This is a genomic window from Mesorhizobium sp. B2-4-19 (assembly GCF_006441315.1).
GTDB lineage: Bacteria > Pseudomonadota > Alphaproteobacteria > Rhizobiales > Rhizobiaceae > Mesorhizobium.
This window is the reverse complement of record NZ_VFUV01000014.1, coordinates 164,324-173,792: the sequence shown is the minus strand read 5'-3', so window position 1 is coordinate 173,792 and position 9,469 is coordinate 164,324. Positions and strand designations below refer to the sequence as shown.

The 9,469-nt window shown below is 62.9% G+C and carries 9 protein-coding genes and 2 pseudogenes; 5 read left to right on the top strand and 6 right to left on the bottom strand.

Annotated elements, in window-relative coordinates; all coding sequences use genetic code 11:
- Positions 1 to 252 precede the first annotated feature (252 nt).
- Positions 253 to 1,308, bottom strand: a complete 1,056-nt coding sequence (locus tag FJ546_RS22510; RefSeq protein WP_140891333.1) for an ornithine cyclodeaminase — start codon at positions 1,306 to 1,308, stop codon at positions 253 to 255.
- A 2-nt stretch (positions 1,309 to 1,310) separates the two neighbouring features.
- On the bottom strand, positions 1,311 to 2,243 hold the full coding sequence (gene rocF, locus FJ546_RS22505; RefSeq protein WP_140891332.1) for an arginase: 933 nt from the start codon (positions 2,241 to 2,243) through the stop codon (positions 1,311 to 1,313).
- A gap of 134 nt (positions 2,244 to 2,377) precedes the next feature.
- Here rocF and FJ546_RS22500 point away from each other — a divergent pair, with 134 nt between their 5' ends.
- Complete coding sequence (locus tag FJ546_RS22500; protein WP_140891331.1) at positions 2,378 to 2,818, top strand: Lrp/AsnC family transcriptional regulator; 441 nt, start codon at positions 2,378 to 2,380, stop codon at positions 2,816 to 2,818.
- 66 nt (positions 2,819 to 2,884) lie between these two features.
- Here FJ546_RS22500 and FJ546_RS31700 read toward each other — a convergent pair.
- Positions 2,885 to 2,997, bottom strand: a pseudogene (locus FJ546_RS31700) (L-rhamnose mutarotase); the annotation flags it as partial.
- Between the two features lie 35 nt (positions 2,998 to 3,032).
- Entirely contained in the window at positions 3,033 to 3,707 is a 675-nt protein-coding gene (locus FJ546_RS22490; RefSeq protein ID WP_140891330.1) for a GntR family transcriptional regulator, read from the bottom strand.
- Positions 3,708 to 3,880: 173 nt separating this feature from the next.
- Between FJ546_RS22490 and FJ546_RS22485 the strand changes: the two are divergent.
- A pseudogene (locus FJ546_RS22485) lies at positions 3,881 to 4,225 on the top strand (bile acid:sodium symporter); the annotation flags it as partial.
- Here FJ546_RS22485 and FJ546_RS22480 read toward each other — a convergent pair.
- On the bottom strand, positions 4,222 to 5,766 hold the full coding sequence (locus FJ546_RS22480) for a GMC family oxidoreductase (protein ID WP_181168044.1): 1,545 nt from the start codon (positions 5,764 to 5,766) through the stop codon (positions 4,222 to 4,224). The pseudogene FJ546_RS22485 and the gene FJ546_RS22480 overlap by 4 nt on opposite strands.
- Before the next feature lie 149 nt (positions 5,767 to 5,915).
- Positions 5,916 to 6,587 (bottom strand): GntR family transcriptional regulator, encoded by a 672-nt coding sequence (locus FJ546_RS22475; RefSeq protein ID WP_010914325.1) that lies wholly within the window; start codon positions 6,585 to 6,587, stop codon positions 5,916 to 5,918.
- A gap of 181 nt (positions 6,588 to 6,768) precedes the next feature.
- Here FJ546_RS22475 and FJ546_RS22470 point away from each other — a divergent pair, with 181 nt between their 5' ends.
- From FJ546_RS22470 to FJ546_RS22460, 3 genes are all read left to right on the top strand, one after another.
- On the top strand, positions 6,769 to 7,605 hold the full coding sequence (locus tag FJ546_RS22470) for a 2-(acetamidomethylene)succinate hydrolase (protein WP_140891328.1): 837 nt from the start codon (positions 6,769 to 6,771) through the stop codon (positions 7,603 to 7,605).
- A gap of 43 nt (positions 7,606 to 7,648) precedes the next feature.
- Positions 7,649 to 8,788: an NAD(P)/FAD-dependent oxidoreductase gene (locus FJ546_RS22465; RefSeq protein ID WP_140891327.1), complete on the top strand. Its 1,140-nt coding sequence runs from the start codon at positions 7,649 to 7,651 to the stop codon at positions 8,786 to 8,788.
- Between the two features lie 68 nt (positions 8,789 to 8,856).
- Positions 8,857 to 9,447 carry an amino acid synthesis family protein gene (locus FJ546_RS22460; protein WP_140891326.1) on the top strand — a complete coding sequence of 197 codons (591 nt, stop codon included), beginning with the start codon at positions 8,857 to 8,859 and terminating at the stop codon, positions 9,445 to 9,447.
- Positions 9,448 to 9,469: the final 22 nt, after the last annotated feature.

The following is a 9,469-nucleotide window of genomic DNA, read 5'->3' as shown; positions in this document are numbered from 1 at the left end:
GAGACGATCATCCTGCCGGACGTGCCGGAAATCATCTCGCCGATCATCTATGCGCTGCCGATCCAGATGCTGGCCTATTTCGCCGCCGTGTTCATGGGCACCGACGTCGACCAGCCGCGCAATCTGGCGAAGTCGGTTACGGTGGAGTGACGGCAACGTCGATGGCCGTCATCTCGTCGAAGGGACGATCGACAAGACCCGCAGTCACTATCAATGCCTGCGGGCTCGCTCGCGGCATCTCATAGGTTCTTGTTATGCCGCGGTCTGCATGGCCGCTCTCAGCAGCATGCCATAGAGGTCGCGCGGTTCGTCCGGATCGGCCAGCAGATCGAGCTCCTCGTAGAGGCCCGTTGCCTGCAGCTGATCGCGCACATAGCGCAGCGCCGAAAAGTCCTCGATGGCAAAGCCGACGGAATCGAACAGCGTGATCTGCTTGGCGTCCCGGCGGCCTAACACCTGGGCGGCGATGACTTGCCAGAGCTCGGTCACCGGATGGTCGGGATCAAGCTGTTGGATTTCACCCTCGATGCGTGTCTGCGGCGGGAACTCGACGAAAATGTCGGAGCGCAGCAGGATGTCCCTGTGCAGCTCGGTCTTGCCGGGGCAATCGCCGCCGACGGCGTTGATGTGGACGCCGGCGCCGACCATGTTGTCGGTGAGAATGGTGGCGCATTGCTTGTCGGCGGTAACGGTCGTGATGATCCCGGCCCCTTCGACCGCTTCCTGCCCGGTTTCGCAGATGGTGATGTCAAACCCCATGCCAGCCAGGTTCTTGGCGCATTTCAGCGAGGCGGATCGGTCGATGTCGTAGAGCCTGAGCCGGTCGACGCCGGTCAGCGCCTTGAAGGCGATCGCCTGGAATTCCGATTGGGCGCCATTACCGATGATGGCCATGGTGCGCGCGCCGCGCGGTGCCAGATATTTGGCCGCGACGGCGGATGTCGCGGCGGTGCGCAGCGCGGTGAGAATGGTCATTTCGGTGAGCAGCATCGGGTAGCCGCTGCCGACATCGGCAAGCACGCCGAACGCGGTGACCGTCTGCAAGCCCTGGCGCATGTTCTTGGGATGGCCGTTGACATACTTGAAGCCATAGAGCCGCCCGTCGCTCGTCGGCATCAGCTCGATGACGCCGTCATGGCTGTGTGATGCGATGCGAGGCGTCTTGTCGAAAAGCTCCCAGCGGCGGAAATCTTCCTCGATATAGCTGGCGAGCTCGGTCAGGAAGCGCTCGACGCCGATGGTGATCACCAGCTTCATCATCCGGTCGACGCTGACGAAGGGGACGATGTTCAGCTTTGCCGTGGTCATGATCAAAAGCTCCCGGAATGGCTGCGGGTCGGGCGGTCCATGATGCGGCGGCCCATCAGGCTCGCCGTCAGATCGACCATAAGCGTCGCGGTTCGGCCACGCTCGTCCAGAAAAGGATTCAGCTCGACCAGGTCGAGACTGGAGACGAGGCCGCTATCGGACAGCATCTCCATCACCAGATGCGCCTCGCGGAACGTCGCGCCGCCGGGAACCGTGGTGCCGACAGCCGGCGCAATCGAGGGGTCGAGAAAGTCAACGTCGAGACTGACATGCAGCAGCCCGTCTTCATCAGACACGCGCGCCAGGAAGGCGCGCAGCAGCGGCGCGATACCATGTTCATCGATGGCGCGCATGTCGTGCACGGTCACGCCCGCCCGGTTGAGCGCGCTGCGCTCGGCCGGGTCGACACTGCGCAGGCCCATGGTGCAGATGCGCTTGGGGTCCACCGCCGCCGGCAGGTCCGGGAAATAGCCGCTGAAACCCGGCTGGCCGCTGGCGTAGGCGAGCGGAACACCATGCAGATTGCCGCTGGCGGTGGTGTCCAGCGTGTGGAAATCCGGATGCGCGTCGAGCCACAGCACGAACAGCGGGCGCCCAGCCTCGGCGGCGCGGCGGGCGAGGCCCGACACGGTGCCGGCCGAGATCGAATGGTCGCCGCCGAGAAAGATCGGCATGGCATCCTCGCTCGCCGCATAGGCCGCCGCGGCAATGGCGGATGTCCAGGCCGATATTTCGGGCAGGGCCTTCAGCGCCAGATTGCCGTGCACGACGCGTCTCGCCGGCATTGGCTGGACGGCACCCATATCCTCGACGGTGTGGCCGAGGCCGGACAGCACCTCGGCAAGCCCTGCCGTCCTCAGCGCACTCGGCCCCATTTCGCAGCCCATTCTGCCGGCGCCGTCCTGTACCGGCGCCCCGACGATCTTGCAAAGCATTGTTTTTCCCGCGGCCAAAGTTCGAATGGGGAGAGGAGAACACGGCAAGCCGGCAACATGAACAGGTAGAATTGGCAATCCGAGATGCATAACCTATCATAATGGCGGCAAAATTTATCAAAATGGTAATCCCGATGGATGCTTTGGACGAACGGCTCGTAACCTTGCTGCGGCATGACGCCCGGCGCAGCGTGTCGGACCTCGCCGCCGATCTCGGCGTCTCGCGCGCCACGGTTCGGGCACGCATGGAGCGACTGGAACGGTTGGGCGACATCATCGGCTACACCGTGGTGCTACGCGCCGACGCCGTCGATCAGCGCATCCGCGGCATAATGCTCATCGAGATCGAAGGCCATGCCGCCGACCGCGTGGTGCGGGCGCTGGGCGGCTTCCCGGAAGTCTCGACCATCCATACCACCAACGGTCGCTGGGATCTGGTGGTCGAGCTCGGGACGGCATCACTGACCGATTTCGATGCGGTGCTACGGCGCATCCGATTGATTCCCGGCATAACGGGCAGCGAAACGAGCCTGCTCCTGGCGACGCCGCGCACGACGCGGGCACGACTGACGTAAGCACACCTTCAATGAAGTTCTGGCGGCCGAGGAAGTTCTCCCGACGAAGCCGAGGGGAATAGTGAGGATGTTGGCGCGGCTTATGACGGCGAGCACCTCCGCCAGACTGCGGCGTGGACGCGCTTGTATTCAGCGATCGCCTTAGCCTTCAGGCCGATACACAGTCCCATTCTTCGCATGGGCTGATCGTATCCGTTGCGATCGACGGCGAGCGTCAGCCGAGAAGCTCGGCGGCGACTTCGAGTGTGTTGCGGAACGACGTCTCGAGATGGTTCTCCATCGCTTGCGCGGCGCCCTCGGCGTCGTGTCGCTTCAGCGCGTCGAGAATGGCTTCATGCTGCTCGATCGTCTGTTCGCCATAGCCAGGCTTGGGGATGGCGAGATAGCGGCCGCGGTCCATCTGCGCCTTGGAGATGTCGACCGCCCGCCAGATCATCGGCAGGCCGCAGATCTCGGCAATGCTGCGATGGAAGACGTCGTCGAGCTGGATCGCGGTGGCATACCGGCCACGTGCTATGGCGAGCTTGTGCGCCGCCATATTGTCCTCCAGCAGTTCGGCGGACGCCGGCGTCAGCTTGGCGGCGGCGCGCCTGGCGCTTTCCATCTCGAGCGCCCGGCGGATGACATAGGCCTCTTCCAGGTCGGCGCGGCTGATCGGTGCGACATAGGTGCCGGTCTGCGCCAGGATTTTCACCAGGCCTTCGTCGCTGATGCGCTTGACCGCTTCCCGCACCGGGGTGCGCGATACGCCGAGCGCCTCGGCGATGGCCACCTCGTTGATGACTTCACCCGGTTTCAACTGGCCGACGACAATCAGATTGCGGATTTTGTGATAGATTTGATCGCGCAGCGGCAGCGCCCGATTGAGTGTCGAAGGATCCAGGTCCATGGCAAATCCGTATCTTCGTTCGCCTGAGACGGTCAATAGAATGTCAATGCACCAGGGACAAGGGGCCCAGGGTCCCCCCAACAACAACGCAATAGGTCAGCGCAGACCCCTCACCTTGGTCAGAATATCTTCCGACAGCGCCGAGACGAGCGCCCTGTCGGCGCCCTTGCTGGCTGTGGCACATGTTCTCGCTGCGCGACATCGCCGTGGTCGTTGTCGCCGACATGGTGCTGCTCGGCCTGGTGCTTGCGTTGACGACCAATGGCAGCCGGCTCCTCGGCTTCGACAGGGCCGACCAGATCACGATCACCTTCTGCGGTTCGAAGAAGAGCCTGGCGAGCGGCGTGCCGATGGCCAATGTGATCTTTGCCGGCCAGGGCGTCGGCGCGATCGTTCTGCCGCTGATGCTCTTCCACCAGATACAGCTCATGGTCTGCGCCATGATCGCCCAGAAATATGCCAAGGCGGCGCGCCGGCCCGCCGTACTGCAAGCCGAGCCGACGGCCTCGGTGGCTTAGTACTGTCGGGCGAAAGTCTCGGCGATCGCGAGGACCGCGGCATGAATCGGTCCCGCGGTGAGGTTGGGCATGATCGACGCGTCCACGACAAAAAGATTGTCGAGCGCCTTGAGCCGTAGATTTGCATCGACGACGGCGTCCGGGTCCTTGCCCATTCTGCAGGTGCCGCAGGGATGGTGATGCGTGATGACCGACCGCGCGATGAAGTCGTCCATCTCGGCCGCACTGTTCAGCGCGCCTGGCAGGAGTTCGCGCTCTCGCCAGCCGGCGAGTTCATCTCTGTGCCCGATGGTCCGTGCCGCCTCGAGTGCTCTGCGAAACCGCTCGCGGTCCCGGTCGGTTTGCAAGTATGCCGGGTCGATGATCAACCGATCGCCGAGCTCAGGCCCAGCTATGCGCACGCTGCCGCGGCTCGTCGGGTGGGTGATGCCGAACAGCAGCGAGTAGGCCGTGCCTGCGGCGGGTGCCTTGAAGCGTTCCGACACGATCGGCGCGACACCGCAGCCAACGACAATTTCAGGCTGCCCGGCGGCGGTGAAGCCGTCAGCGCGCATATAGGCCATCGATTCCGAATGCTGGAGGCGCGATGGCGGCACCGGCTTGCGGGCCGCGTAAAGGTTGCCGGCGCCGAGCAGGTGATCCTGAAGGTTTCGACCGATGTCAGGCATATCGATCAGGCAGCCGACGCCCGCCGCATCGAGCACTTCGCGCGGACCGATGCCCGAACGCATCAGCAAGGCCGGACTTTCCAGCGCTCCGGCACAAAGCACGATCTGATCCGCAAACACTTGGGCCGTACCCTGTCGCCCCACGACCTCAAGGCTGCGGACCTGATTGTCCTCCAGCTTGAGCCGCCGCACCCGGGTGCCCGTGAGGATGGTCAGGTTCTTGCGGCCTCGAACCGCCTTTGTGAGCCAGGCGTCCGCCGCCGTAACCCGGCGCCCGCCGCCAATGTTCAACGAGTTCGGGGTGACGCCGATCATCTCTCCGCTGTTGTGGCCTTCAAGGCGAGGCAGACCCAACGATGCGCCTGCCTCGATGAAGGCTCGAGCAAGCGGACTGACTTCGTCCGCCGGCAAATGGATCGGCAAAGGCCCGCCCTTGCCGTGAATGCCGTCGCCACCAAGCGGGTGGTCCTCGATAGCCTGGAAAACGGGCAGAAGTTCATCCCAACTCCATCGGCGATCCTCGGTCGCGTCAACCCAAGCCTGGAAGTCTGAGGGATGACCGCGCATATAGCCCATCGCGTGCAGGCAGCTCGAGCCGCCGATCAACCGCCCGCGCGCCCAATGATGCACCCGGCCCGCGGTGCCGGCTTGCGGCTCCGTGCGATAATCCCAATCGTAGCTGCGGCCCTGAAGCGCCGGCCAGGCAGCGGGGTTCCAGATGTCCGGGTCCGTCGGCTCCTCGCCGGCCTCGATCAGCAGAACGCGGCTGCCCGGATCTTCGCTCAGCCGTGCGGCGAGCAACGACCCGGCCGACCCGCCACCGACGATGACGATGTCGCAATTCGGTGCGTACTCAACATTGGCCCTGGTCATCGTCACTCCATCTGCCAATTGCCGGTTGCGATAGCCGTCATGTCTGACGCCGGCACGGAGAAACCCGGCGCATCGATCCGCGTTTGGCCAATCCGCAACGTCATGAAGGGCTTCGAGTCTTCAGACGGAACCTCAGTCCATCGAAGAACTCAAATCCCGTTGTCCATGGATATCTTCGCTGCCGCTTTCGCCCTCAAGACGTGCTGCTTCGAGGCTTTGCGGGCGGCTTTCTCGTCGCCGGCGGCGATGGATTCGAATATCTCCCTCATCTCCGCCAGGCTGCTTTGTGCTCTGCCCTCCAGGGACATCGATCGTCCTCGAAAGAAGCTGATCCGCGCCACCAGACCGCGGTGGACTTCCTCCAGGATCGGGTTGCCGCAATTGGCGAGTATGATCGAATAGAAATCCGCGGCGGTCATCACCTGCGCCAGGCTGTCATTGCTGGATGCCGCCTCTTCGAATGCGGAAAGCGATTTCTCGAGTTCACGCAACTGTTCCGGAGAGATCCTTAGCGCGCATCGTCCCGCGGCCTCGACTTCCAGCAACTCTCGAACTTCGTAGATGGCGGTTGCCACCTCCCAGGAAAGTGCCGGTATCGACGGCCCGCGGTTGGGTACGATTTCGATCAGGCGCTCGGCCTCGAGACTGCGCAAAGCCTCCCTCAGCGAGGGGCGGCTGATGCCGAGTTGTGTGCACAGTTGACTTTCGATGAGGCGGCTTCCCGGCTGAAACAACCCGGAGAAGATCGCCAGCCGTAACTTGTCGACGGTCTCCCGTTGCACTGTTCGTGGCGAAATTCGCAAATTCAAATCTGGGGGCATAGGTAACGTCTCATGGCCTTTGAGTCGCAAAACTGAAGCAGCATACGCCACGCCGCACAAATTTGACAGCAGGATAGCCAGATTGTCAAATATGAAGATTGTCAGACAATCGGCTTGACGTGACCCCGGTCTGTATGATCCTTTTGCAGGAGACGGGCAGCGAGGCGAGGATCCAAGGATCATGGACATGGCGGCAGAGATAGCTTCCGACCACTTCATCTCGCGACGCGTCGACATTGGCCGCATCACCTTGAACGTGCGCCAGAGGGGCAGCGGCCCCTTGATGCTGTTCTTCCACGGCATCACCTCCAACTCCGCCGTCTTCGAGCCGTTGATGGCTCGGCTCTCGGACCGGTTTACGACGATTGCGGTTGATCAGAGGGGGCATGGGCTCAGCGACAAGCCGGAAACCGGCTACGAGGCGAATGACTACGCGGACGATATCGCCGGCCTGATAAGCACGCTCGATCGCGGCCATGCCATCCTCGTCGGACATTCGCTTGGTGCTCGAAATTCGGTCACGGCCGCGGCTAAATACCCGGATCTGGTGCGATCGGTCGTCGCGATCGACTTTACGCCGTACATCGAGACAGACGCCTTGGACGCGTTGGAAGCGCGCGTGAACGCGGGGAGCCAGCTTTTCGAGGATGTGAGGGCCGTCGAAGCATACCTCGCCGGCCGCTATCCGAACATTCCCGCCGACGCCATCAAGATCAGGGCTGAAAGCGGCTATCAGCCGGTCGACGGCGGATTGCGTCCATTGGCATCGCCCGCGGCCATGGCGCAGACCGCCAAGGGCCTGCGATCGGATCTGGTGCCCGCCTACCGCGACGTGACGAAGCCCGTCCTCATCGTTCGGGGCGAAGCGAGCAAGTTGGTTTCGGCGGCGGCACTGGCGAAGACAAGCCGGCTGCGGCCTGACCTGCCCGTCGTCGTCGTGCCGGGCGCCGACCACTACGTCAACGAGGTATCTCCCGAGATCACGTTGAAAGCCATCACCAACTTCATAGACGCTTGACGGCCAAGCGCCGTCTTTCTTGCGCGCAGCATCAGGATAGAAAATGGCCAATGTAAACAAAACTCCGGGCAAAACGCGTCGTGCCGAGGTCGCCGGCGGCGGCTTTGCCGGCCTGACAGCCGCCATCGCTCTCAAGCAGAATGGCTGGGATGTCAGGCTGCACGAAAAGAGCTCGGAACTGCGGGCATTCGGCGCGGGCATCTATCTCTGGCATAATGGCCTTCGCGTGCTCGAAGGGCTGGGCGCCCTTGACGATGTTCTCCAGGGCTCGCACACGCCTCCGACCTACGAGACCTGGATGCACAACAAGTCCGTTTCCAAGGAGACGTTCAACGGTCTCCCCTGGCGCATCATGACCCGCAGCCACCTGCACGATGCGCTGGTCAACCGGGCCCGTGCCCTGGGTGTCGACATCCGCGTCAATTCCGAAGCGGTTGCCGCCGATCCGGAAGGGCGCTTGACCCTCCAGACCGACGAGGTTCTCGAAGCCGACTTGATCGTCGGCGCCGATGGCGTCGGCTCCAAGGTCAGGGATTCCATCGGCTTCAAACAGGATCGCTGGGTTTCGAAAGATGGTCTCATCCGGCTGATTGTCCCGCGCATGAAGAAAGAGCTCGGCCATGGCGAGTGGGACAACACCATCGACATGTGGAACTTCTGGCCGCGTGTTCAGCGGATTCTCTATTCGCCCTGCAATGAGAATGAACTCTATCTCGGCTTGATGGCTCCGGCCGCCGATCCTCGCGGATCGAGCGTGCCGATCGATCTTGAAGTTTGGGTCGAGATGTTTCCTTTCCTGGAGCCCTGCCTGATCGAGGCGGCCAAGCTGAAAACCGCCAGGTACGACAAGTACGAAACGACCAAGCTGGATAGCTGGACAAGAGGCAAGGTTGCCCTCGTGGGGGATGCCGCGCATGCCATGTGTCCGGCTCTTGCCCAGGGCGCCGGTTGCGCGATGGTCAACGCCTTCAGCCTTTCGCAGGACCTGGAAGAGGGCTCTTCGGTCGAAGATGCGCTTGTCGCATGGGAGACGCGCATTCGCCCGATCACGGATCGCTGCCAGGCCCTGTCTGGCGACTATGCGGCGAACCGCTCGCTCTCGAAGGGAAACATGTTCACGCCGGCGGCGCTTGAAGCCGCCCGCTACGACCCGCTGCGCCGTGTCTACTCATGGCCGCAGTAGCGTTGGGCGTGCCGGTCGAAGAATTAATCGGTGCGCGCGGAACGGCGCGCGCCTTTCAGGAGATAAAGATGAATTATTCCAGTGAAGTCGAAAGAGATTATGATGTCAGGGGATGGTACTCCTCGGTCCAGGAAAGCCGGCATGACGGCGGCACGCCTGGCGAAACCCTCGTCAAAGTCGCGACCGGCGTTGTCTTACGCAATCCCTTCGCCGGAAAGTTCGTCGCCGAACTGTCCGATCTGACCAATCCGAGTGCGGCGATCGGTCATGCGCTCGGAGAGAGGGCCGTGGCGCTGCTCGGCAACAGGCCGGTCGAAAGCTATGGCAAGGGCGGTATCGCGGGTACATCAGGCGAACAGGAACATGTCGTCGCCTGCATCACCACGGTGTTCGGAGATCCGCTGCGGCAGCAGGTGGGGGGCGGCAAGGCCTGGATCTCGTCGGTCAGCAAGGTCGCTGTCGCCGGCACGACCATCGATATCCCGCTTGCCCACAAGGACGAGCTCTACATTCGTTCCCACTACGATGCCGTCACCTTTTCCGTGCCGGATGCCCCGCGCCCGGACGAACTTCTGATCTGCGTCGCCGTCGCATCGGGTCCGCGCGTGCACCAGCGCGTCGGCGGCAAATCCGTCGCCGACCTCAAGGCCGGCGCCTAGTTCGATCGAATTGCTGAAAGGA

What these genes read in the sequence shown, in the direction of transcription:
- FJ546_RS22480 (WP_181168044.1), bottom strand. Translation starts at nt 5,766, where the DNA reads ATGACCAGGGCCAATGTTGAGTACGCACCGAATTGCGACATCGTCATC.
- rocF (WP_140891332.1), bottom strand. Translation starts at nt 2,243, where the DNA reads ATGCTTTGCAAGATCGTCGGGGCGCCGGTACAGGACGGCGCCGGCAGA.
- FJ546_RS22470 (WP_140891328.1), top strand. Translation starts at nt 6,769, where the DNA reads ATGGACATGGCGGCAGAGATAGCTTCCGACCACTTCATCTCGCGACGC.
- FJ546_RS22475 (WP_010914325.1), bottom strand. Translation starts at nt 6,587, where the DNA reads ATGCCCCCAGATTTGAATTTGCGAATTTCGCCACGAACAGTGCAACGG.
- FJ546_RS22460 (WP_140891326.1), top strand. Translation starts at nt 8,857, where the DNA reads ATGAATTATTCCAGTGAAGTCGAAAGAGATTATGATGTCAGGGGATGG.
- FJ546_RS22500 (WP_140891331.1), top strand. Translation starts at nt 2,378, where the DNA reads ATGGATGCTTTGGACGAACGGCTCGTAACCTTGCTGCGGCATGACGCC.
- FJ546_RS22510 (WP_140891333.1), bottom strand. Translation starts at nt 1,308, where the DNA reads ATGACCACGGCAAAGCTGAACATCGTCCCCTTCGTCAGCGTCGACCGG.
- FJ546_RS22465 (WP_140891327.1), top strand. Translation starts at nt 7,649, where the DNA reads ATGGCCAATGTAAACAAAACTCCGGGCAAAACGCGTCGTGCCGAGGTC.
- FJ546_RS22490 (WP_140891330.1), bottom strand. Translation starts at nt 3,707, where the DNA reads ATGGACCTGGATCCTTCGACACTCAATCGGGCGCTGCCGCTGCGCGAT.